Here is a 20,876-nt window from a genome sequence, read left to right as displayed (position 1 = left end):
CCCCGCCGCAGGCGGTGACGCAGCCACGGCCGCTGGTGGCGTGGGGTATCGTCGCGGCGCTGTTCGTCGCGTATATCGTCTCGTTCGTCGACCGGATGATCATCGGGCTGTTGGTCGACGGCATCAAGGCCGACCTGAAGATCAGCGATACCGAGGTCAGCCTGCTGCAGGGCCTGGCGTTCGCGGCGTTCTTCACGATTGCGGCGATCCCGCTCGGGCGGCTCGTCGACCGCGTCCACCGGCCCCGCGCCGTCGCGGCCGGCATCGCGGTGTGGAGCGCGATGACCATCGCCTGCGGGCTGGTGTCGAGCTTCGCCGGGCTGTTCATCGCGCGCATGGGTGTCGGCGTGGGCGAGGCGGTGCTGTCGCCCGCCGCCTATTCGATCATCTCCGACAGCTTCGACCGGCGCAAGCTGGGGCTGGCGATGGGCGTTTTCGGCCTGGGCTCGGCGGTCGGCGCGGGGCTGGCGCTGATGATCGGCGGCGCGGTGGTGTCGATGGTCGCCGGTGCCGAGACGCTGACCCTGCCGCTGTTCGGCACGGTGCGGCCGTGGCAGGCGGCGTTCATCATCGCCGGGCTGCCGGGGCTGGTGGTGGCGCTCGTCTTCCTGTTCATCCCCGACCCGCGCCACAGCAGCGGGCAGCGCCCGGCGGCGGCGGCGATCTCCGAGGTATCGGGGCATCTGAAGCGCCATGCCGGGTTCTTCTGGTCGGTGTTCCTGGGCGTCGCGGCGGTCAACCTCGCGGTGCTCGGTACGGTATCGTGGCTGCCCGCGATGCTGCGGCGGGGGTTCGAGTTGCCGCTGGCACAGGCTGGCTATCTGTCGGGCAGCGTGCTGATCGCGGGCGGGCTGATCGGCATGATCGGCTACGGCGCGGCGATGGACCGGATCGGCGGCGGTACGCCGGCTGCTCGGATGCGCTTCTGCGGCTGGGCGACGGGGATCGCGACGACGGCGGGCCTGGCGTTCCCGCTGGTCGACTCACTGTGGCTGATGGCGATCGGCTTCGTCGCCTTTTTCTCGGCTGCCGCGGGCGTGGTCAGCGCGGCACCGGCGGTGCTGCAGCAGCTGTCGCCGGGCAACATGCGCGCCACCGTCGCGGCGGTGTACGTCTTCGTCATCAACCTCGTCGGCATCGGCTTCGGCCCCAGCGTCACCGCTGGCTTGGGCGACTGGCTGTTCCCCGGCGGCGACGGCATCCGCTATGCGATGGCGATCGTCGCGCCCGCGGGCTATGCGGTCGGCGCGGTCATGTTCTTCATCGCCGCCCGCCACGCCGCGCGCGCCGAGGCCGGGCACGGAGCATCTACCATTACGATCTGAGCGGCCTATGCTGCAGCGCACATGCAACCACAGAATCTGATCCGGACCTGCTCGATCTGGCGCGCTCTCGAGATCGTCGGGGATACGCCGACGCTGCTGATCCTCGAGGCGAGCTGGCTCGGCGCGCGGCGCTTCGAGGAACTGCGCACCCGCACCGGCCTGCTCAAGGCGCTGCTGTCGGATCGGCTGAAGCGCCTCGTCGTAGCCGGACTGTTCGAGAAGCGGCCCTATTGCGAGGCGCCGCCGCGCTTCGCCTATGTCCTGACCGAGAAGGGGCGCGACGTTTACTGGACGTCGCTGATGATGCTGGCGTGGGAGCTGAAGTGGGGCGGCGACACCAGCAAGATCGCGGTCGAGCTGACTCACAAGCCGTGCGGCAAGCGCTTTGTGCCCGAACCCGCGTGCGGCGCTTGCCGGGCGACGATCGATGCGACGCAGGTCGACTGGGCCGAAGGCCCGGGGGTGGGCTGGATGGCGCCGCTGTACAGCCGGCGGCGGCAGCAGCGCGAATCGAGCGGCGGCGCGACCTCGCTGTTCGACCAGGCGGCGCAACTGATGGGCGACCGCTGGTCCAGCCTGATCATGCGGTCGATCTTCACCGGCGTGACGCGCTTCGACGAGATCCGCGCCGACACCGCGATCGCCACCAATATCCTGGCGGAGCGGCTGCAATGGCTGCAGTCGGTCGGCGTCATCCGCCAGCGCATCTACGCGACCGCGCCGCCACGGCAGGAGTATCGCCTGACGCGAAAGGGGGTCGAATATTACCCCGTCCTGCTGATGCTGCTGCGCTGGGGCGACAAATATTACGTGTCACCGGAGGGGCCGCCGCTGGTGCTGTCGCACAAGGTGTGCGGGGCGCGCCTCGACGCGCAGGTCGTGTGTTCGGAGTGCCGCCAGACGGTCGAGCCGCAGGACGTCAGCTTCACCATCCACGAGCGCGTGCCGGTCCCCGAACTGATCGCGGTTTAGGCTTTCATTGTCATACCGACCCGGCTAGATTTCGACGATGACGAGCCCAAGCCGCGCCGCGATCGTCACCGGGGCCGGTAACGGACTGGGTGCCGCCTTCGCCGAGGCGCTGGCCGCGGCCGGGGTCGCCGTCGTCGTCAATAATCGCATGCATTCCGACCGACCGCATTCGGCGCTCGCGATCATCGAACGGATCGAGGCGCGGGGCGGGGTCGCCGTAGTCGACGGTCATGCCGTCGATGCCGAGGGGGCTGCCGACGCGCTGGTCGGGGCCGCGCTCGCGGCGTTCGGGCGGCTCGACGTTCTCGTACTTAACGCCGGGATCGCCGGGCCGCCGATGAAGGTCGGCACGGGCGACACCGGGGTCGCCGAGGTCATGGCGACCAACTTCTTCGCCAACGTCCGCCTGGTCGAGGCGGCGCTGCCGCATCTGCTGGCGAGTCCCGCGGGGCGCATCGTCTTCGTCTCGTCGACAGGCGGCCTGCACGGGGTGCGCGGGCGCGCGGCCTATGCGGCGTCGAAGGGCGCGGTCAACGGCTGGGCGTTGAGCCTCGCCGACGAGCTTCGCCGCACGTCCGTTCGGGTCAACGTCATCGCGCCTTATGCCGCGACCAACATGACCGCGCAGCCCGGCCGCGCCGCCGATCCGCGGCTGGCGCCCGAGGGAGCCGCCGCCGCGCTGACGTGGTTGTGCGATCCCGCGACCGACCGCACCGGCGAAATCTGGGTGGCGGGCGCCGGCCATGTGCGGGCCGCGCGCGCGATGGAGAGCCGCGCCGCGCCGGCGGCCGAAATAGCGGCGCGCGCCGATGAATTGGCGGCGATGCCCGAGGCCAGATCGTATCTTGGCGGCGAAGCTGCCTTCGCCGATTTCTACGACGAGACAACAAGGGGAGCGACATGAAGATCGAGGGCTGCACCGCGCTGGTGACCGGGGGAAACCGCGGTATCGGGCAAGGCTTCGTCGAGGAACTGCTCGAGGCGGGGGCTGAGAAGATCTATGTCGCGGCGCGCACCCTCGCCGATGCAGAGGCTGCCGCGGCTGCCAACCCGCGCCTCGTCGGCATCGAGCTCGACGTGACCAAGCCCGACCAGGTCGCGGCGGCAGCGGCGCAGGCGACCGACGTCGACCTGTTGATCAACAACGCCGGGGCCTTCGTGAACACGACACTGCTCGGCGCGCCCGACGACGGCGCGATGCGGCAGGAGATCGAGACCAACTACCTCGGACCCGTCGCGATGATCCGCGCCTTTGCCCCGATCCTGAAGGCGAACGGCGGCGGCGCGGTGGTCAACGTGCTGTCGGCGGGCGGCATCGTCGCGGTCCCCAACATGGGCGGCTACAGCCCGTCGAAGTTCGCGATGCGCGCCGCCAGCGACTGCCTGCGTGCCGAACTCGCGCCGCAGGGCACGACCGTCCACGCGCTGATCGTCGGGTCGGTCGACACGCGCATGGCGGCGCACGTGACGTGGCAGGAGAAATCCTCGCCGCGTACCATCGGCAAGGCCGGGCTGACCGCGGTCACGCACAATATCGACGAGCACGACACCGACCCGCACTCGGTCTCGGTCCGCGCCTTCCTGGCGCGCGATCCGGCGACGCTCAAGAAGGCGATGGCCGCCGCGCTCAACCGGGTCGCGAAGTAATGCATGCCAACACGGTCGAGACGATGCTGGCGCGGCAGGACATCCACGACGTCATGATGCGCTATGCCCGCGGCATCGACCGCGGCGACGAAGCGCTGCTGCTCGGCTGCTACTGGGAGGATGCGATCGAGGTGCACGGCCCGGCGTACAATGGCCCGGCAGTGCCCTATCTGCGGGGAGCGGCGGCGCGAATGCTCGCGAACAAGCCGACGATGCAGCACTTCATCGGCAACGTGCATATCGACTTCGACGGCGCCGACACCGCGTGGGTCGAGAGCTATATCCTGACCTTCGCGCGCTTCCCCAAGGACGGCGAGCCGTGGGACACGCTGACCGGCGCGCGCAGCTTCGACAAGTTCGTGCGGCGCGGCGGGGAGTGGCGCATCCTGCACCGGCGCGCGGTGTTCGACTGGAACCGCGACCAGCCGTCGGCCGAAACCTGGTGCATGGGACTGTTCGACACCGCTCACCCCGACATGGTGATGGGTGCCAAGGGCCGCGACGACCTGACCTACGCCCGCGACTGACCTGCGACGGGCACGAAAAAGGGGGCCGGTCTCGCGACCGGCCCCCTGCTCGTGTCGAATGATCAGAACTTGATCGCCAGCTCCAGACCATAGGTCCGCGGGGCACCCAGTCGCGACGCCTCGTCACCGAAGAAGGCGATGACGTTGGCGCGATAGAGCTTGTTCGCCAGGTTGCGACCCCATGCCGAGACCGAGATGTTCTCGGTCGGCGAGATCGTCAGACGGCCGTCGAGGATGCCGTAAGGCTTTTCGTTGGCGATCGCCTCGGGCTGCCAGCTCAGCTTACCCTGCTTGTTATAGTTGATGTGCGCCGAGAAGCCGTTTTCCCACGCACCCAGGTTGGTCGTGAAGTCGGCGCCGATGTTCCACTGGTAACGTGGCGTGCGCTGCAGGAACTTGCCGTCATTGACGTTGCCGACCGAGTCGGTGAAGTCGATATATTTGGTATCGAGCGCGGTCAGGCCGCCATAGGCGCTGAGGCCCGTCGCGATCGCCACGGTCAGCTCGGCCTCGATACCCTTGATCTTGGCGTTCGCGGCGTTGTCGGTGATGTTGCACAGGCAGATCTGCGAAGTCTGCGTTACCTGCAGATTCTTGTACTTCATCGAGAAAGCGGCGACGTTGAGGCGCACGCGGCGGTTGAACGCCTCGATCTTGGCGCCCAGTTCGAAACTGTCGACCGTCTCCGGGTCATAGCTCGACATCGCGGCGTTGGCGTTGGCGGGATCGTCCTCGAAACCGCCGCCCTTGTAGCCGCTCGAATAGGTTCCGTAGACCAGGATATCGCGGTTGACCTTGAACTCGGCCGTAACCTGGGGCGTCAGCTGGCTCCAGCTGTCCTTGTAGTTGGCGGTGTAGCCGCCGCCTTCGGTGAAGGTCGCCGACAACGGCGAAGCGGGGACCGGGTCGTTCGGGCTGAACTTGTCACCGGTTTCCACCGCGAGACCGGTGACCGTGCCGCTCTTGCGGTCCTTGGTGTAGCGCAGGCCGCCGACGATGCGGAACTGCTCGGAGAAGCGGTAACCGAGCTGGCCGAAGATGGCGTAAGACTTGTTCTTGCCATTGTTGACCCATGCGGACTCGCCGTTGAGCGTCGGCAGCGCGGGCGTCAGGATTTCGAAGCTGATAGTGTCGTTCTTGCGGACCTTGTCGCGCTGGGCATAGACGCCGACGATCCAGTCGAAGCCCGTGTCGTCGACCTCGGGCGAGACGATCCGCAGTTCCTGCGACAGCTGGTTGATGCGCTCTCTCTCGCGCACCGGCGAGCGGAAGAGCAGCGGCACGCTGATGCCGTACTGGTTGCTCGGCCCGATGCCGGTCTGGTCGTACTGGCTATAGGCGCGGCCATTGCGGTAGCCGGTGATGCTGGTCAGCGTGCCGAAATCGCCGAGCCCCTTTTCGAGCTGCAGCGTGATGCCATAGGCGCGACGGTCGAGCTCCTGCGGCGTCGGCGCGACGTCGCCCTTGTAGGTGTTCCAGTCGGGCAGGCTCTCGCGCGGCGACAGGCTGCCGCGGATTGCCGCGACGCGGGCGCGGGCCTGGCTCCACGGGCCTGCACCAGCGCCCGGACCATCGACGACGACGGTGTGGAATCCGTTCGACTTATCCTTGGTATAATCCGCGATCAGGCGAGCCGAGAAGTCGCTGCCCTCGGGCTTGTACTGCAGCTGGCCGCGCATCTGGACGCTGTCGACATTGTCGAGATCGACGTTGTGCGCGATGTCCTGGTTGAAACCGTCGCGGTTGCGCACCTGAAAAGCGAAGCGACCGTTGAGCCCGTCGGCGATTGCGCCGGTGACATGGCCCTTGACCAGCTTCTCGTCGTAGTTGCCGTACGATGCGGTCAGGCTGCCGCCGTATTCGGCCTTGGGCAGCGCGCTGTAGATGCTGATCGCACCGCCGACGACGTTGCGGCCGAGCAGCACGCCCTGCGGCCCGCGGATCACCTCGACGCGGTCGATGTCGTACAGGTCGAAGTTGAACAGGCCCGAACGCCCGACATAGACGTCGTCGAAGAAGATGCCGATCGACTGGTCGGCGGTCGGCGAGTCGAGCCGGGTGTTGGTGATGCCGCGGACGTTGAATTCCTGGTCGAGCGGCGACAGCGCGGTGAACGACAGCGAGGTGGCGCGGCCCGCCAGATCCTCGAAGCTCAGCACGCGGTCCTGCTCGAGCGTTGCGCCGCCGAAAGCGCTGATCGCGGCGGCGGTGTCCTGCAGGTCGGTCGAGCGGCGCTGCGCGGTGACGACGATGTCGTCGAGCTGGGGACCGTCGCTCGCGGCCTCGGCCGGTGCTGCTGCGGCGGTTTCGGCCGGAGCGGCGGTTTGCGCCACGGCAGTGCTGCCGGCAACCAGAGCGATCGCCGAGACAGCGCAGTTCAACAGAATTCGCATGATCCATCCCCTCCCGCAGCTCGCTCTCTGACGAGGCTGATGGACTACCGTCGCGCATTAGGTTCGATAATGCAAGCCATTCTCCCATGCGAAACGACCGGGCATAGCCGCGCCCAGCCGAAAGTCAGTAGACGAGGCGCAGCGACACGCGGACGTCGCGGCCGGGCAGGGGGGCGAAGTCCTTGAGGAAGGAAGCGTGGCGGCGCGCGTCGACGTCGAACAGGTTGCTCGCGACGAGCGCGACGGTGACGTGCGGATGGCCATCGAAGGGGCGGGCGGTCAGGCTGGCGTTGACCAGCGTGTAGTCCCCGGTGGCAGTTTCGAATGCCGACACCTTGTTCTGTCGGCCGGCATGTTCGGCCTCGATGCGCAGTTCGCCCTGGTCGCTCGACAGCGTCACGCCGCCGAGCACGCGGAAAGGCGGGATGCGCGGCACGCGGCCGCCTCCGTCGAGCAGCTTGGCGTCGACGTAATCGGCGAGTGCATCGACGCCGAACGCGACTTCGCCGAATTCGGCGACGGTCAACTGGCCCTGAACCTCGGCGCCGTAATAGCGTGCGCGGCCGCTCAGGAACTGGAAGACGGGCAGGTCGTCCTCGATTGCGCCGGTCTGGACCTCGTAGATATAGTCCTTGAAGCGGTTGTAATAGGCCGACGCCTCGAAGCTATAGCCTTCGCCCTTGGCGCGCAGCACGACCTCGGCACCGTTCGATTTTTCCTTGCCGAAGCTGCGATCGCCGATCTCGAACGACTGGGTGCCGGCGTGCGGGCCGTTGGCAAGCAGTTCCTCGGCCGAAGGCGCGCGTTCGGTGTGCGACAGGTTGATGCCGATGCGGACACCCGGGGCAAGCCCGTAGCTCGCCCCAACGGACCCCGAGTAAGCGCTGAACCTGCGGTCGAAGGCGTTGGGCATCCCGCGAAACTCGTTGAGGTTGGTGCTGATGCCGGTGCGCTCGAAGCGGCCGCCAGCCTCGGCCTTGAGCGCGCCGAAATCGAACTCCTGCAGCGTGAAGACGCCGAACTGCTCGGTCAGGTTCTTGGGGATGAACGCCTCGTCGCCGATCGCGTTGAAATCGCGCGACAGATACTGGATGCCGCTCGCACCGCGCCACGCGCCGCGCCGGTTCTGGACGAGTTCGAGGCGGCCTTCGAAGCTCTTGTTGAGGAAGGTCGTGCCGATTGCCCCCTCGGGATCGATCTCGCTATGCTCGTAGTCGGCGAACCCGAAGCGGCCGTTCAGCTTTTCGAACAGCCCGTCGCCAAGCTCGACGCTGGCGCGCGCATCGACCCGCGTCTGCTTGACGTCGAGGCGAACGCTTTCGAAGTCGCCGCTCGTCAGGTCGTAGCGCGCGGGAACGCCGTACAGGCTGTCGTACTGGCTGACTGCAAACCCGAGCGTGCCGCCGTCGTCGATGAAGCTCAGCCCGCCCGCATAGTTGAAGGTGCGCGCCGCCGAATTGGGCAGCGTGCCGCGCAAGGCTGCGAGGTCGCGCACCGCCGGTTCGCTACTCGCCAGCGCCTGCGCACGGAGCGGCCTGGACAGCACGAAGCCGCCGATATCGAGGTCGTCGGACTTGAAATAGCTGCCGTCGACATGCGCGACGAGCTTGGGCGTCAGCGGCACGTCGAGCACCACGCCGCCGCTGCGCTCCTCGGCGGCACTGGCATAGGTGCCGACGACGTCGAGGTGGACTTCCTCCTCGGGCATGCGACGCGGGATGCGCGCGTCGAGGACATTGACAACACCGCCGACGGCGCTGGAGCCATACAGCAGCGCGGCCGGCCCGCGCAGGACCTCGATGCGCTCGGCGAGCTGCGGATTGACGACGACGGCGTGGTCGACGCTGGTGTTGGAGACGTCGAAGCTGCCGATGCCGTCGGTCAGCACGCGGATGCGCTCGCCCTGGAAGCCGCGCAGAATTGGGCGCGACGCGTTCGGGCCGAAGGCGGTCGAGCTGACACCCGCCTGGCGCGCCAGCGTCTCGCCGATCGTCGAGCGGATTTCGCGGGTCAGAGCCTCACCCTGCAACACGCTCACTCCCGACAACAGGTCGGCGCGGTCGCGGTTGAAGGGGGCGGTCACGACGATGTCGGCCGACATCGCATCGTGGCGATCGGCGTCGGCGACCTGCTGCGCCTGCGCGCTCGCTACCGCGCCGAGGCTCGCACCGATCAGCCAGAAAATTCGCATATGCCGCTACTCCAGATCAAGGCGGCGGCGCTAGCGTGTTATACTATATCGTGTCAAACTCCGTTTCGCCTACGAACCGGTCCCTTGACTTCGATTAGCCTATATGGTACAATATTTGGATGAGCATTGCGAGCCGAATCCGGAACCAGCCTTCGATCCGTCCTCTAATCAGATCCGCAAAATGCATCGCGGCCGTCAAATTCGCTTACTTGTTCATATTCGGACGTCGCGAACCCGCGGCGCTGCGACGTGGGCGTGACTTTAGTGTGAACTCAAGCGTCCTTGCCATCCATGCCGGCCAGCACCTCCTCCTTGCCCTCGCGGAGGTAGAGGCGGCGGACCAGCACGAGGACGACGACGGTCAGCGGCGTCGCGAGCAGCACGCCGACCGGCCCGAGCAGGATGCCCGCCGCGATGATGCCGAAGATCGTCAGCGCAGGCGGCAGCTCGACCATCTGGTTCTGCAGCAGCGGCATGACGACATTGCCCTGCACCTGCTGGACGATGACGAGCACGGCGATCGTCCAAAGACCCGTGTCCGTCCCCTGCGAGAAGCCCAGGATGATCGCCGGGATGCCCGCGACGATCGAGCCCGCGTAGGGCACGAACTCGGCGAGGCCCGCGACGAGGCCGATCGCCACCGCCGCCGGCACGCCGACGATCAGCAGGCCGATGGTCGTGCCGATGCCGACGAAGACCATGCCGAGCGCCTGACCCTTCAGCCAGTTCTTCAGCGACGCGGTCACCGCCTCGGCGGTCTCGATCGCCTGCGGCCGCACCTTTTCCGGCACCAGCTTGAGCGCGCCGCCCTCGTACAGCCGCGGCTGCGCGGCGAGGTAGAGGCCGCCGACCAGCACGATGACCAGCCCCGAGATGATGCCGCCGACCGTCGCCAGAACCGTGGTCAGCCCGTCGACGATCGTCTGGCCGCTGGGCGCCAGCGCCTCCGCCCGGTCGATCACCGACGCGCCGATCGGCGACGCCTCGAGCTGCCGCTGAACCGCCGCCCAGGCCGCGGGCAGGCGCTGGATCAGTTCGTTGAACTGCGCGGTCATCGTCGCGCCGAAGAACCACAAGGTGCCGCCGATCACGGCGATCAGCAGAAAAACGGTCAGCGTCAGCCCGACGCCGAACGGCATCGGCCAGTGGCGGCGGATCAGCTTGGTGATGGTCAGCAAAATCAGCGCGACGAGGCCGCAAGCGAACAGCAGCAGCAGCAGGTCTACGAGCATCCAGATCAGGTACGCCGCCGCCGCCGTCGCGAGGACGATGACCGTCGTGCGGAAGACGCGCAGGTCGGTTCGCTTGCTGTTGCTCTCGGGGGCTGGCGTCATCTGTCGTGGATCCTTGGTGGCGCGATGCCAGCCTTGCCAACAAAATGCTCGGTTTGCCAACTTGATCCGCGAAGCGGATCAGTCGCCCATGTCGATCCGTTGCCCGGCCAATCGCGCCACTTCGGCGGCGTCGTGGCTGACGTACAGGATCGGCAGGCGCAGCGCGTCGCGGACGCGCTCGATGACCGGCAGCAGCCGCTCGAGACGCGCGCGGTCGAGCCCGGCGAGCGGCTCGTCCATCAGCAGGAAGCGCGGCCCCGACAGCAAGGCGCGGCCGATCGCGACGCGCTGCGCCTCGCCCCCGGACAGGGTCGCCGGCCAGCGCTCGAGGAGGTCGCCGATGCCGAGCAGGTCGACGATCTCGTCCAGCCTCGACCCGCCATCGCCGCGCCGTGCACCATAGAGCAGGTTGGCGCGGACCCGGCGGTGCGGAAACAGGCGGCCATCCTGGAAGATATAGCCCGTCCCGCGCGCCTCCGGCGGCACGTCGACCCCCGCTTCGCTGTCGAACAGCAGCTGACCGCCGACGACGATCCGCCCGGCGTCCGGGCGCAGGACGCCCGCGATCATGTTGAGCACGCTCGTCTTGCCCGCCCCCGACGGGCCGAACAGCGCGGTCAGCCCGGCGGGTGACGTGAAGCGCACGGCAATGTCGCGGTCGCCGAGCCGCCGTGCCACATCGACCTCAAAGGACATGCGCGACACGCCCCCGCAGCGACCGGCGCGCCAGCATCTCCGACGCGACCAGCGCGCCGAGCGAAAGAACGATCGAGATCAGCGACAGCCGCAGGACGACGGCGTCGCCGCCTGGCAGCTGGAGCGCATTGTGGATCGCCAGCGGCAGGGTCTGCGTCTCGCCGGGGATGTTGGAGACGAAGGTGATCGTCGCGCCGAACTCGCCGATCGACCGCGCGAAGCCCAGCACCGCGCCCGCGATGATGCCTGGCAGCGCGAGCGGCAGCGTGACCTCGGCGAAGGTCCGCAACGGCGACGAACCCAGGGTCCGCGCCGCTACCTCGAGCCGGCGGTCGACCGCCTCGATCGACAGGCGCATTGCGCGCACCATCAGCGGCAGCGCCATCACCGCGGCAGCCAGCGCGACGCCCGTCCAGCGGAACATCACCGACACGCCGAACCAGTCGTTCAGCCAGCGTCCCGCCGGCCCGGTCTTGCCGAACGCCAGCAGCAGCAGGTAACCGGTCACCACGGGCGGCAGCACGAGCGGCAGATGAATGACCGCGTCGAGCATTAGCTTGCCCGGGAAGCTGCGCCGCGCGAGCAGCCACGCCAGGCCGAACGCCACCGGCAAGCCGCCCGCGACCGACCAGAAGCCGACCTTGATCGACAACAGGATTGCGGTCCATTCGGCCGGCGTCAGTTCACCCCACACGGCCGCTGCCGAAGCCGTAGTGCGCGAAGATCGCCTGTCCCCGAGGCGACAGAAGGAAGGCGCGAAACCGCACCGCGCCGGGGTTGGTCGATCGACCAAGAATCGCGACCGGATAGGTGATCGGCGAGTGGCTGGCGGCCGGGAACACGCCGACGACGCGCACCCCGGGGTCGGCCTTCGCGTCGGTCGCGTAGACGATCCCCGCACGCGCCTCGCCGCGGCGGACGAAGGCGAGCGCGGTGCGGACATTGTCGGCGCGCGCCACCTTGGGCTCGACGGCTGCCCAGACGCCGAGGCTGGTCAGCGCGGCGCGCCCGTACCGGCCGGCGGGCACGCTGTCGTCGGCCATCGCGAGCCGGCCGGTCCCCAGCGCTGCGGCAAGCTCGAACCCGCGCGAGATGCGCAGGCGCAGCGGCTGTGTGGCGGGCGCGACGAGGACGAGGCGGTTGGTCAGCAGCCGCGCACGCGTGCCCGGGCGCAGAAGTCCCCTGGCCGCGACATAATCCATCCATTGCTCGTCCGCCGGGACGAACAGGTCGGCGGGCGCATCCGCCTCGATCTGCCGCGCCAGCGCCGAGGAGGCGGCGAACGACACCACCGGCCGCGGCTGTCCGGTCGCGGCATAGGCGTCGGCCGCGGCGGTCAGCGCCTCCTGCAGGCTGGCGGCGGCGAGCACGAGGGGGCCGGTCGCCTGTGCCATCGCAGGTGCGCCGAGGATCCCCAGCAGCAGCGCAAAGGTTGCGCGACGCATCCATCCGATCATCGTCGCGCCTCCTGTACCGCAAGCGCTATATGCCCGCGTATACATCGCCTGTCGACGGCGTCAGCGCTTGGGCCGAGGCCGGTCCAGCAACTCGTCTGCCAGCCTGCGGCCAGCCACGACCGCCGCGTCATGCGCGGCGGCTTCCACCGCCCGGTACTGCGCCGCGACGCGCTCGCCCAAGGGTGTCAGGCTTGCCCCGCCACCCTTTGCGCCGCCGTGCACGGTCGCGACCAGCGGCTCGCGCCAGCAGCGGTTCATGGTGTCGATCAACAGCCAAGTGCGGCGGTAACTATAGCCGAGCCGCCGGCCCGCCGCCGAGATCGACCCGCACTCGGCAATTGCGTCGAGCAGGTCGGCCTTGCCCGGCCCGATGGCGATCTCACCATCGCAAAGCAGCTGGAGACGTAGTTTGAATCCGGTCGCCGTCATGGCGGCAAGCTTGGCGGCGGGGTCGCCGGCAGGTCAACCCGCAGGCAGTTGCTAGTGGCGGATCAGCCCGCAGCGGCGGCGATACTCGGGCGACGCGACCCGCGCCATGAGTTCGGCATAACCATGCGCAATGTCGACGGTCGCCCCCGGTGCATCGAACTGAGCGAGCAGGGCATCGAGGTCGCCGAAGGCGTCGCTGGGGTCTGGCTTGCTGCTCATGGGGTCGTCCAATGGACTGCCTTGTGTCTGGACCGCGTCGTTTTGCCGTCATCGGGTATGCGGAACTTAACATAGGTAACACGGGGGCGGTTCCAAGCCGCGGAAAACAATTGTGCGCCTGCGTACGCGCGACACAGGTTTGAAGTGCCGCAATGCTTCGGCTAAGACGCAGCCCGTCTCCCCCGGTTACCCGCAATCGAAAGTACCGCCCCCGTGGCCTATCAATACGCTTATGTGATGAAGGGCCTGACCAAGGCCTATCCCGGCGGCAAGCCGGTGTTCAAGGACCTGACGCTCAGCTTCCTGCCCGGCGCCAAGATCGCCATCATCGGCCCCAACGGCGCCGGCAAGTCGACGCTCATGAAGGTCATCGCCGGCCTCGACAAGGAATTCCAGGGCGAGGCCTGGGCGGCCGAAGGCATCAAGGTCGGCTATCTGAGCCAGGAGCCGCAGCTCGACGCGTCGAAGGACGTGCGCGGCAACGTCATGGACGGCGTGCGCGGCGTCGCCGACATGGTCGAGCGCTTCAACGCGATTTCCGCCGAAATGGGCGAGCCGACCGACGACACCGATTTCGACGCGCTGATGGTCGAGATGGGCGAGCTGCAGGAAAAGATCGACGCGGTCGACGGCTGGGCGCTCGACAACCAGCTCGAAATGGCGATGGAGGCGCTGCGCACGCCGCCGCCCGAGAGTTCGGTCGACAAGCTCAGCGGCGGCGAGAAGCGCCGTGTCGCGCTGTGCAAGCTGCTGCTCGAAAAGCCCGACATCCTGCTCCTCGACGAGCCGACCAACCACCTCGATGCGGAGAGCGTGTCGTGGCTGGAAAAGCACCTGCAGGACTATGCCGGCATGGTCATTCTCGTCACCCACGATCGCTACTTCCTCGACAATGTCGTGAAGTGGGTGCTCGAGCTCGACCGCGGCCGTGGCATCCCGTTCGAGGGCAATTACTCGGCGTGGCTTGAGGCCAAGGCCAAGCGCATGAGCCAGGAGAGCCGCGAGGACGAGAGCCGCGAGCGCGCGATCCGCGACGAGCTGCAGTGGATCCGCTCCAGCCCCAAGGCGCGCCAGACCAAGTCCAAGGCGCGTATCCAGGCGTTCGACGACCTCGTCGAGAAGCAGGCCAACCGCCGCCTCGGCACTGCGCAGATCCTCATCCAGATCCCCGAACGCCTTGGCAACACGGTGATCGAGGCGAAGGATCTGACCAAGGGCTTCGGCGACCGCATCCTCATCGAGGACCTGGAATTCAGCCTGCCGCCGGGCGGCATCGTCGGCGTGATCGGCCCCAACGGCGCCGGCAAGTCGACGCTGTTCCGCATGATCACCGGCCAGGACAAGCCCGACAGCGGCACCATCCGCATCGGCGAGACGGTCAAGTTGGGTTACGTCGACCAGTCGCGCGACGACCTCGACCCCAACAAGAACGTCTGGGAAGAAATCAGCGGCGGCAACGAGAAATTCTACTTCGGCAAGAACGAGGTGCTGACCCGCGCCTACGTCGGCGCGTTCAACTTCAAGGGTGCCGACCAGCAGAAGAAGGTCGGCCAGCTGTCGGGCGGTGAGCGCAACCGCGTCCACATGGCCAAGATGCTGGTGCAGGGCGGCAACGTGCTGCTGCTCGACGAGCCGACCAACGACCTCGACGTCGAGACGCTTCGTGCGCTGGAAGAGGCCTTGGAGTCGTTCGCCGGCTGCGCCGTGGTCATCAGCCACGACCGCTTCTTCCTCGACCGCCTCGCGACGCACATCCTGGCGTTCGAGGGCGACAGCCACGTCGAATGGTTCGAGGGCAACTTCGAGGCATACGAGGCCGACAAGCGCGCCCGCCTGGGCGACGCCGCCGACCGGCCGACCAAGCTGACCTACAAGCGGCTGACGCGGTAGCCGAGATGGACGACGCGGTCGCCGTCCTCGTCAAGGACGCCGACCGCGACCGGTGGCTGGCGACGCAATATGCGCCTGCCGCACTGCGCCCGGCGCTGTTCGCAGTGCACGCGCTCGACCTCGAGCTGGCGAAGGTCGCGGCGACGACGACCGACGCGATGCTGGGGGAGATACGCCTGGCGTGGTGGCGGGAGCGCCTGGTCGATCTCGATGCCGGGCAGGTGCCGGCACAGCCGGTGCTGCGGGCGCTTGCCGACCTTGTGCTGCCGCGCGGCGTGACGGGGGCGACGCTTGCCGAGTTCGAGGATGGGTGGTTGGCGCTCGCGGCGGGGGATGTCGCCGGGCATGTGAAGTTGCGCGGGGCGGCGATTGGCGCTGTCACGGCGACGCTGGTGGGCGGCGATGCGGTGTCGGGCGCGGCGCTGGGCGAGGCTTGGGCAGCGGGGGAGGCGGCGCGTGCGGGGCATGAGGTCGCCGCGCCCGTGTTCGACCGTGCGCCGGCGCAGTTGCGCTGGCTGGCGGGTCTCGCAGCCCTCGGGATGCGCGACGTTGCGCGTGGCGTGCCGCCCGAGCCACGGGCGACGGCGGGGCGGCAATGGGTGCTGTTGCGGGCTGCGTTGACGGGGCGCTGACAGGGTCGCACAGCTGCGCTAAGTTGCGGATGCGAAACGGTCGGGGGTTTGCATGCAGCGGTGGTTGGCGGTCGGGGTGGCAGTGATCCTGCTCGTCGCAGGCGGCTATTTCTGGACGCGCGGCTCGGCGCCGCGAGGCGCTGCACTCGCAGCTGCGCCGGTGGCCGGAGAGGCGCTGCCGGTGCCGAGCGACGATCCGCTGGTCGCGCCGGTCAGCGACGTCACCCCCGCCGACCGCGAGGCGCGGCGCTTCAACCGCTACGACAAGGACAAGGACGGAGCCGTCACGCGCGACGAGTATCTCGCCAGCCGCCGCAAGGCCTATGCGCGGCTCGACCTCGACGGCAACGGCAGCCTGAGCTTCGACGAGTACGCGGCGAAAGCGACCAAGAAGTTCAACACCGCCGACCTCGATCGCGACAAGCAACTCGCATCTGCGGAGTTCGCGACCACCGCGGTCAAGCGTCGCGCGCGCGCTGCATGCCCACCTGAAACCACGCGGGAAGAAACACCGCGCGAGGACGAGGGCTGAGCTACTTCTTCTTCGCCGCCGCGCCCTTCTTGCCGAGTTCGGCCTGCGCGGCGGACGACTTGCGCGGGTTCGACTCGCCGTCCTTGGCGGCCTTGGCGTTGGCCTTCTTGGCCGTCTCGCTGCCCCTGCCCTTTTTCTCGGCCATAGCGCGTCTCCTATTGGCAGCTGCGATAATGCCCGCGCGTTAGGCGGCGTTCCCGATCCAGCCGGACATGGCGTCGCGGGCGCGGGCGACCATCGCGGGCTTGCGCTCGGCGCGCGTGACCGGCGTGGGGAGCGGCGGGAACAGGCCGAAATTGACGTTCATCGGCTGGTACGTGTCGGCGGTGGCCGCACCCGTGATATACCCCAGCAGCGCGCCGATCGCCGTCTCGGGCGGCGGCGGTTCGAGCATTTGTCCGGACAACTCGGCCGCCGCGAAGCGCCCGGCGAGCAGGCCGACGGCTGCACTCTCGACATAGCCTTCGCACCCGGTGATCTGCCCGGCAAAGCGCAGCCGCGGTTCCGACTTCAGCCGCAGCCGCTCGTCGAGCAGCACCGGCGACTTGATGAAGGTGTTGCGGTGCAGCCCGCCGAGCCGCGCGAACTCGGCCTTTTCCAGCCCCGGGATCATGCGGAAGATGCGCACCTGCTCGCCGTGCTTCAGCTTGGTCTGGAAGCCGACGATATTCCAGAGCGTCCCGCTCGCGTTGTCCTGGCGCAGCTGGACGACGGCATAGACGCCCTTGCCGACGCGCGGATCGCGCAGGCCCACGGGCTTCATTGGCCCGAAGCGCGGAGTATTCGGCCCCAGCTCGGCCATGCGCTCGATCGGCATGCAGCCGTCGAAATAGGGGGTGTTCGCCTCCCATTCCTTGAAGTCGGCCTTGTCGCCGTCGAGGAGCGCCTGGATGAAGGCGCCGTACTGCTCGCGGCTCATCGGGCAGTTGAGATAGTCCTTCGTGTCTCCGCGGTCCCAGCGCGACTGGAACCACGCGACGTCGAGGTCGATCGAGTCGAAGTGCACGACCGGCGCGATGGCGTCGAAGAAGGCCAGCGCATCCTCGCCGGTGCGCGACTGGATGTCGGCGGCGAGGGCAGGTGCGGTCAACGGCCCCGTCGCGACGATGACCGACTCCCATTCGGGCGGCGGCGCGTCGATGCGCTCGCGGCGCAGCTCGATCAGCGGCTCGGCCTCGATCGCCGCGGTCACGCCGGCAGCGAAGACATCGCGGTCGACCGCCAGCGCCGAGCCCGCAGGCACGCGCGCCGCGTCGGCGCAGCGCAGGATCAGCGAGCCGAGCCCGCGCATCTCGGCGTGGAGCAGCCCGACGGCGTTGTGGTCGGCGTCGTCGGAGCGGAAGCTGTTCGAGCAGACGAGTTCCGCCAGGCTGTCGGTGTGGTGCGCCTCGGTGCCTTCGACGCCGCGCATTTCGTGCAGGACGACGGGCACGCCCATGCGGGCGCACTGCCAGGCCGCCTCTGAACCCGCGAGGCCGCCGCCGATAATGTGAACTGGAGTCATGCCGGGGGCCTAGCACCCCCCGGCATAAGGCGTGAAGTCCACGGCTCAAGGGTTGAGCGACAGCCAGCGCCACGACTGCAGGAACAACGGCGTCCTTCTCGCGCCCGAGCGCGCCGTGCGCTGCCGCCGCGCCGCGGCACCGACCGCGCCAAAACCAGCAATCAGCAGCGCCCAGGTGCCGGGCTCGGGCACGCCTGCGACCAGCGCATGCTCGTGCCCGGGCAAGTTGGCGACGCCGAGCGTCGTCGTCGCGCTGCCCAGTCGCGTCCCCGCCGGCAGCATGGCGGACGTGCCGACGATGGTCCGGCCGCGCAGGTCGGGCAGCGCGAAATTCCGGACTCCGTCGCCGCCGTAGGTCGTGCCGAGGATCGCGAACAGCGTCGTATTCTGCGCGATCGACAGCAGGCGGCCGTCGGCGAGCGCATAGTCACGCGGCAGGAAATTGCCCGCGAATGCCGTAACCTCGCCGAGATACGGCAGGTCGCCGTCGAGACCATCGCGGGTCGACGGGAAGGCTCCCGATGTCGTGACGAGGTAATTGAGCGCCAGCGACGGCTGGAGATTGTCGATCGGCATCGCGCCGCCGGTCGCGTCGGTAACGCCGCCGCCGGGCAGGTCATGGCCGTGCGACGGCAGCTGGCCGAGCGTAAGGACGGTCGACGCAGTTCCGTAGACCCCGCCGAGCGCGGTCCCGCTGCCGGCGCCGATCACCGTGCGGCCGATCAAGTCGGGCAGGCGGAAATCGACGATGCCGTCGCCGCCGTAGGTGGTGCCGATGACCGCGAACAGGTCGCCATGGCTCGCGATGTCGAGGAGCGAGCCGTCGGCGAAGCGCCAGCCGCCGGGCACGAAATCGCCCGCGAACGCCTGGACCTGGCCGATCATCACCGGCACGCTGCCGCCGCCGGGATAGATGCCGCCGGCGGCGATCAGATAGGTCATCGCCAGCGACGGCTGACGGTTGTCGATTGGCGCGCCGTTGCCGACCGCCGTTGTGGTGCCGCCGGCCAGGCCGTGAACATGCGCGGGCAGGTTCTCGGCGCCCAGAGTCATCGTCGCGCTGCCGCTGGCGACGCCGACCGCGTATCCCGCGACCGCCCCCCGGGTGCCTGCCGCCGCACCGACGATCGTCGCGCCGCGCAGGTCGGGGACGGCAGCGCCGCCGCCATAATGACCGCCGAGCACCTGCGCGAGCGCGGCATTGCCCGGGGTCAGAGCGCGGCCATCGGCAGCGGTGTTGCCAGGGGCGTAACTGCCCGCGAAAGAGCGGATCATGCCGATGGCGAGGGATGTCGCGCCGTCGGACAGGCCACCGCTCGAACCGGCGGGATAGATGCCGTTGTAGGTCAGAATTTCGGTCAGCGCGAGCGACGGCTGGTAGGTGTCGTACGCGACCCCGCCGCCGGTCGTCCCGGTGGTCGCGGCGAACGCCGCGGTCGAGGTCAGCAGCGCCGTGAGGGCGGCAAGTCGAAAACTGTGTCGCATGGTCGTTTCCCTGTTGCATGTTCGATGGATGAAGCGCGCACGTCCCCTCCCCCCGCCCCACAGGGACGCAAGACGAGGGGAGAAGCGGTGGTGCCGCCCCGCGGGGCGGCGATGGTTCAGCGCGTCAGCGTGACGGTCTCGCCGCTAGGGAGAGTGACCGCGGTGACCTCGAAGGTCGTGACCGGACGCTGCGGGGCGGCCTCGTCCTGCGGCAGTACGCCGGTGTGGGTGCCGTTGAGCAGAAGGCCGTTCACGACGAAGCCATTGAGCTGCAGGCCGTTGGCGCGCATGCCGTTGAGGTTGACGCCGTTGATCTCGATGCCGTTGGAACGCAGGCCGTTGATCTGGATGCCGTTCAAATAGAGGCCGTTCGACTTCATGCCGTTGAGCAGCAGGCCGTTCAGCTTCATGCCGTTCTGGCGCATGCCGTTGAGAACGAAGCCGTTCAGCTGCAGACCGTTCTGCTTCATCCCATTCATCTGCAGCCCGTTCAGGCTGAAGCCATTGAGCTGAATGCCGTTGAGCTGGATACCCGCGGCGGCGGGGGTGGCGACGACCGCGGCGAGGGCGATGGCGGCGATGTGGAAGGGCTTGAACATCGTGGGTCTCCTGTGTGGCGGCGGCGGAAGTGCCGGTGCCGATGACCCGTTGATGCAGCCCCCGCCGCTGTAACGACACTATCGTTTTGCTATGGATCGATAGCCCCAGCCTTGGGTTGGACGTGCCACTGTGCCATTCCATCGTTCAACGGGAGGCACACATGGAACTCGATCAGGCTCGTTACTTCCTCGCTGCATGCGAGCATCTGAACTTCACGCGCGCAGCGGAGGAGTGCAACATCTCGCAGCCGTCGCTGACCGTCGCGATCAAGAAGCTGGAGGATGAGTTCGGCGGCCCGCTGTTCCACCGCGAGGGCAAGCGCATCCTGCTGACCGAGCTCGGCATCCGCCTGAAGCCTTTCATCGGCCAAATGGCCGAGCAGGCCGAAAGCGTGCGCCAGGCGGCCAAGGACTTTCGTCTGCTGCGCCAGGTGCCGCTGAAGGTCGGCATCATGACGACGATCGGCCCGATGCGCCTGTCGGGGCTGCTGGCGCGCTTCAAGCAGGATCATCCAGGCGTCGAACTGGGCGTGCACGAGGGTGACCTCGGCGAACTGCAGGCGCAGCTCGATGCGGGCGAACTCGATCTGGCGGTGCTGCACGCGCCGGGCGGCCACCTGCCGAGCCAGCGCTTCGTGTCGCTGTACCGCGAGCGCTATGTCGTCATCGTGCCGCCGGGCCACCCGTTCGAGCGCCAGAACACCGTGCGGCTGCAGGACACCGACAAGGCGGCGTACGTCGATCGGCTGGCGTGCGAACTGCGCGAGACGGTCATGCACGTCTGCGGCCAGAACGGCATCGAGCTTTACGCCGGCTTCCGGTCGGAGCGCGAGGACTGGGTACAGGGCATGGTGATGGCGGGGATGGGGTTCGCCTTCATGCCCGAATATTCGGTGACCCACTCGGGCATCTTGCGCCGGCCGCTCGTCGAGCCGGCGATCGACCGCGAGGTCTGCCTGGTCAATGTCGCGGGGCGGCAGTTGTCGCCCGCGGCGGCGGCGTTTTCGCGGGCTGCGCAGCACTATCGCTGGGGCGGCGAATAGG

20 protein-coding genes and 2 pseudogenes are annotated in these 20,876 nt (G+C 68.3%); 9 read left to right on the top strand and 13 right to left on the bottom strand.

Features of this window, described 5'->3' with window-relative positions; translation table 11 throughout:
- The first annotated feature begins 14 nt into the window (after nt 1–14).
- The 5 genes from FMM06_RS09990 to FMM06_RS09970 are packed head-to-tail and all read left to right on the top strand — an operon-like array spanning nt 15 to nt 4,471.
- Nucleotides 15–1,325 carry an MFS transporter gene (locus FMM06_RS09990; RefSeq protein WP_144237265.1) on the top strand — a complete coding sequence of 437 codons (1,311 nt, stop codon included), beginning with the start codon at nt 15–17 and terminating at the stop codon, nt 1,323–1,325.
- A 21-nt stretch (nt 1,326–1,346) separates the two neighbouring features.
- A complete protein-coding gene (locus FMM06_RS09985) occupies nt 1,347–2,297 on the top strand; it encodes a winged helix-turn-helix transcriptional regulator (RefSeq protein WP_144237264.1) in 951 nt (316 codons plus the stop codon).
- Nucleotides 2,298–2,334: 37 nt separating this feature from the next.
- The gene (locus FMM06_RS09980) at nt 2,335–3,201 is read left to right on the top strand and encodes an SDR family NAD(P)-dependent oxidoreductase (RefSeq protein WP_144237263.1); all 867 of its coding nucleotides are present in this window, start codon (nt 2,335–2,337) and stop codon (nt 3,199–3,201) included.
- Entirely contained in the window at nt 3,198–3,944 is a 747-nt protein-coding gene (locus tag FMM06_RS09975; protein WP_144237262.1) for an SDR family oxidoreductase, read from the top strand. Before FMM06_RS09980 ends, FMM06_RS09975 begins: the two co-directional genes overlap by 4 nt.
- Nucleotides 3,944–4,471 (top strand): nuclear transport factor 2 family protein, encoded by a 528-nt coding sequence (locus tag FMM06_RS09970; RefSeq protein WP_144237261.1) that lies wholly within the window; start codon nt 3,944–3,946, stop codon nt 4,469–4,471. Before FMM06_RS09975 ends, FMM06_RS09970 begins: the two co-directional genes overlap by 1 nt.
- 62 nt (nt 4,472–4,533) lie before the next feature.
- Here FMM06_RS09970 and FMM06_RS09965 read toward each other — a convergent pair whose 3' ends face one another.
- The 8 genes from FMM06_RS09965 to FMM06_RS16820 all read right to left on the bottom strand — a co-directional run bounded on the left by FMM06_RS09965 (nt 4,534) and on the right by FMM06_RS16820 (nt 13,190).
- Complete coding sequence (locus tag FMM06_RS09965) at nt 4,534–6,864, bottom strand: TonB-dependent receptor (RefSeq protein WP_144237260.1); 2,331 nt, start codon at nt 6,862–6,864, stop codon at nt 4,534–4,536.
- Between the two features lie 124 nt (nt 6,865–6,988).
- Nucleotides 6,989–9,055: a TonB-dependent receptor gene (locus tag FMM06_RS09960; protein ID WP_144237259.1), complete on the bottom strand. Its 2,067-nt coding sequence runs from the start codon at nt 9,053–9,055 to the stop codon at nt 6,989–6,991.
- A 272-nt stretch (nt 9,056–9,327) separates the two neighbouring features.
- Nucleotides 9,328–10,389, bottom strand: a complete 1,062-nt coding sequence (locus tag FMM06_RS09955) for an AI-2E family transporter (protein WP_144237258.1) — start codon at nt 10,387–10,389, stop codon at nt 9,328–9,330.
- A gap of 78 nt (nt 10,390–10,467) precedes the next feature.
- Nucleotides 10,468–11,085 (bottom strand): molybdenum ABC transporter ATP-binding protein, encoded by a 618-nt coding sequence (locus FMM06_RS09950; RefSeq protein WP_144237257.1) that lies wholly within the window; start codon nt 11,083–11,085, stop codon nt 10,468–10,470.
- Nucleotides 11,075–11,779 carry a molybdate ABC transporter permease subunit gene (modB, locus tag FMM06_RS09945; RefSeq protein ID WP_235889264.1) on the bottom strand — a complete coding sequence of 235 codons (705 nt, stop codon included), beginning with the start codon at nt 11,777–11,779 and terminating at the stop codon, nt 11,075–11,077. The genes FMM06_RS09950 and modB overlap by 11 nt, the downstream gene beginning before the upstream one ends.
- Nucleotides 11,769–12,542: a molybdate ABC transporter substrate-binding protein gene (gene modA, locus FMM06_RS09940; protein WP_235889263.1), complete on the bottom strand. Its 774-nt coding sequence runs from the start codon at nt 12,540–12,542 to the stop codon at nt 11,769–11,771. Before modA ends, modB begins: the two co-directional genes overlap by 11 nt.
- 60 nt (nt 12,543–12,602) lie before the next feature.
- Nucleotides 12,603–12,971: a winged helix-turn-helix domain-containing protein gene (locus tag FMM06_RS09935; protein WP_144237256.1), complete on the bottom strand. Its 369-nt coding sequence runs from the start codon at nt 12,969–12,971 to the stop codon at nt 12,603–12,605.
- 51 nt (nt 12,972–13,022) lie between these two features.
- On the bottom strand, nt 13,023–13,190 hold the full coding sequence (locus tag FMM06_RS16820; protein ID WP_185965141.1) for a hypothetical protein: 168 nt from the start codon (nt 13,188–13,190) through the stop codon (nt 13,023–13,025).
- A gap of 213 nt (nt 13,191–13,403) precedes the next feature.
- Between FMM06_RS16820 and ettA the strand changes: the two genes are divergently transcribed.
- From ettA to FMM06_RS09920, 3 genes are read left to right on the top strand one after another with little or no spacing between them, the layout of a single operon-like run.
- Nucleotides 13,404–15,080 (top strand): energy-dependent translational throttle protein EttA, encoded by a 1,677-nt coding sequence (ettA, locus tag FMM06_RS09930; protein ID WP_144237255.1) that lies wholly within the window; start codon nt 13,404–13,406, stop codon nt 15,078–15,080.
- Between the two features lie 5 nt (nt 15,081–15,085).
- Nucleotides 15,086–15,712: a squalene/phytoene synthase family protein gene (locus tag FMM06_RS09925; RefSeq protein WP_185965140.1), complete on the top strand. Its 627-nt coding sequence runs from the start codon at nt 15,086–15,088 to the stop codon at nt 15,710–15,712.
- A 52-nt stretch (nt 15,713–15,764) separates the two neighbouring features.
- A complete protein-coding gene (locus FMM06_RS09920; RefSeq protein WP_144237253.1) occupies nt 15,765–16,244 on the top strand; it encodes an EF-hand domain-containing protein in 480 nt (159 codons plus the stop codon).
- Nucleotide 16,245: 1 nt separating this feature from the next.
- On the opposite strand, the gene FMM06_RS16815 is transcribed toward FMM06_RS09920, so the two are convergent.
- From FMM06_RS16815 to FMM06_RS09905, 5 genes and pseudogenes are all read right to left on the bottom strand, one after another.
- Nucleotides 16,246–16,389 (bottom strand): hypothetical protein, encoded by a 144-nt coding sequence (locus FMM06_RS16815; protein WP_185965139.1) that lies wholly within the window; start codon nt 16,387–16,389, stop codon nt 16,246–16,248.
- Nucleotides 16,390–16,428: 39 nt separating this feature from the next.
- Nucleotides 16,429–17,748 carry a methylenetetrahydrofolate--tRNA-(uracil(54)-C(5))-methyltransferase (FADH(2)-oxidizing) TrmFO gene (gene trmFO, locus FMM06_RS09915; protein WP_144237252.1) on the bottom strand — a complete coding sequence of 440 codons (1,320 nt, stop codon included), beginning with the start codon at nt 17,746–17,748 and terminating at the stop codon, nt 16,429–16,431.
- A gap of 45 nt (nt 17,749–17,793) precedes the next feature.
- Nucleotides 17,794–17,949 (bottom strand): annotated as a pseudogene (locus tag FMM06_RS17415) (PEPxxWA-CTERM sorting domain-containing protein); the annotation flags it as partial.
- Nucleotides 17,950–18,057: 108 nt separating this feature from the next.
- A pseudogene (locus tag FMM06_RS17195) lies at nt 18,058–19,023 on the bottom strand (phage tail protein); the annotation flags it as partial.
- A 326-nt stretch (nt 19,024–19,349) separates the two neighbouring features.
- A complete protein-coding gene (locus tag FMM06_RS09905; RefSeq protein ID WP_144237250.1) occupies nt 19,350–19,832 on the bottom strand; it encodes a hypothetical protein in 483 nt (160 codons plus the stop codon).
- A 161-nt stretch (nt 19,833–19,993) separates the two neighbouring features.
- Between FMM06_RS09905 and FMM06_RS09900 the strand changes: the two genes are divergently transcribed.
- Nucleotides 19,994–20,875, top strand: a complete 882-nt coding sequence (locus FMM06_RS09900) for a LysR family transcriptional regulator (RefSeq protein ID WP_144237249.1) — start codon at nt 19,994–19,996, stop codon at nt 20,873–20,875.
- Nucleotide 20,876 lies beyond the last annotated feature (1 nt).

This window comes from Glacieibacterium frigidum, from assembly GCF_007097155.1.
Lineage (GTDB): Bacteria > Pseudomonadota > Alphaproteobacteria > Sphingomonadales > Sphingomonadaceae > Glacieibacterium > Glacieibacterium frigidum.
This window is presented reverse-complemented; position numbering and strand designations above follow the sequence as displayed.

Coding starts and splice junctions, on each gene's coding strand:
- FMM06_RS09985 (WP_144237264.1), top strand. CDS start 1,347: ATGCAACCACAGAATCTGATCCGGACCTGCTCGATCTGGCGCGCTCTC.
- FMM06_RS09980 (WP_144237263.1), top strand. CDS start 2,335: ATGACGAGCCCAAGCCGCGCCGCGATCGTCACCGGGGCCGGTAACGGA.
- FMM06_RS09975 (WP_144237262.1), top strand. CDS start 3,198: ATGAAGATCGAGGGCTGCACCGCGCTGGTGACCGGGGGAAACCGCGGT.
- FMM06_RS09970 (WP_144237261.1), top strand. CDS start 3,944: ATGCATGCCAACACGGTCGAGACGATGCTGGCGCGGCAGGACATCCAC.
- FMM06_RS09965 (WP_144237260.1), bottom strand. CDS start 6,864: ATGCGAATTCTGTTGAACTGCGCTGTCTCGGCGATCGCTCTGGTTGCC.
- FMM06_RS09960 (WP_144237259.1), bottom strand. CDS start 9,055: ATGCGAATTTTCTGGCTGATCGGTGCGAGCCTCGGCGCGGTAGCGAGC.
- FMM06_RS09955 (WP_144237258.1), bottom strand. CDS start 10,389: ATGACGCCAGCCCCCGAGAGCAACAGCAAGCGAACCGACCTGCGCGTC.
- FMM06_RS09950 (WP_144237257.1), bottom strand. CDS start 11,085: ATGTCCTTTGAGGTCGATGTGGCACGGCGGCTCGGCGACCGCGACATT.
- modA (WP_235889263.1), bottom strand. CDS start 12,542: ATGATCGGATGGATGCGTCGCGCAACCTTTGCGCTGCTGCTGGGGATC.
- FMM06_RS09935 (WP_144237256.1), bottom strand. CDS start 12,971: ATGACGGCGACCGGATTCAAACTACGTCTCCAGCTGCTTTGCGATGGT.
- FMM06_RS16820 (WP_185965141.1), bottom strand. CDS start 13,190: ATGAGCAGCAAGCCAGACCCCAGCGACGCCTTCGGCGACCTCGATGCC.
- FMM06_RS09925 (WP_185965140.1), top strand. CDS start 15,086: ATGGACGACGCGGTCGCCGTCCTCGTCAAGGACGCCGACCGCGACCGG.
- FMM06_RS09920 (WP_144237253.1), top strand. CDS start 15,765: ATGCAGCGGTGGTTGGCGGTCGGGGTGGCAGTGATCCTGCTCGTCGCA.
- FMM06_RS16815 (WP_185965139.1), bottom strand. CDS start 16,389: ATGGCCGAGAAAAAGGGCAGGGGCAGCGAGACGGCCAAGAAGGCCAAC.
- trmFO (WP_144237252.1), bottom strand. CDS start 17,748: ATGACTCCAGTTCACATTATCGGCGGCGGCCTCGCGGGTTCAGAGGCG.
- FMM06_RS09905 (WP_144237250.1), bottom strand. CDS start 19,832: ATGTTCAAGCCCTTCCACATCGCCGCCATCGCCCTCGCCGCGGTCGTC.
- FMM06_RS09900 (WP_144237249.1), top strand. CDS start 19,994: ATGGAACTCGATCAGGCTCGTTACTTCCTCGCTGCATGCGAGCATCTG.